At 53.6% G+C, this 466-nt stretch carries 2 protein-coding genes; both read left to right on the forward strand.

What is annotated here, in order from left to right; translation table 11 throughout:
- Positions 1-234, forward strand: a 234-nt coding sequence (gene mobI / locus BHE89_RS20485; protein WP_353615153.1) for a conjugative transfer protein MobI(A/C), incomplete at its 5' end; no start/stop codon positions are given.
- A gap of 17 nt (positions 235-251) precedes the next feature.
- The coding region (locus BHE89_RS20490) for a hypothetical protein (RefSeq protein ID WP_128860270.1) at positions 252-466 on the forward strand (215 nt) is incomplete at its 3' end.

Below are 466 nucleotides of genomic sequence, written 5' to 3' on the forward strand. Positions count from 1 at the left end.
AGATTTGTCGAACAGGTTCCCGGACAAAAGAAAAGGGTTCTATCGACACATATCAAGAAGGGTCGGGGTCATGCCTATAGCATGTCGCACTTCAAGAAAGAGCCTGCCTGGGCACAAGAGTTGATCCAGCAAGTTGAAACCAGGTATGCCGTGTTAAGACAACGCGCCACTGCCTTAGCAAAAAATTCGCCGGGCGCTAAACGAGTACGAGCGCCAGCTAAACAAGACACATAGCGACGAGGTGTGACAACATGACAGCATCTGTAGCGGCCACTGAAATGGCGAAACTGGGGAAATGTGAAGCGATGATCAAGAAAGTCGCCAGCCATCCTCGCCCTGCCCTGTCAAAGCGCCCACAATCGCTACAGGGGACAGATAGCACTCTTCGGGGTGAGTTCGCCCATTTCCGGTATGAAGCGGCAGCCCTGCGCTTCATGAGCAGCACTGCGGGGGCTAAGCGTCGCAT

The sequence above is a fragment of the Shigella sp. FC1967 genome (assembly GCF_001743005.1).
In the GTDB taxonomy this organism is placed as follows: Bacteria; Pseudomonadota; Gammaproteobacteria; order Enterobacterales; family Enterobacteriaceae; genus Proteus.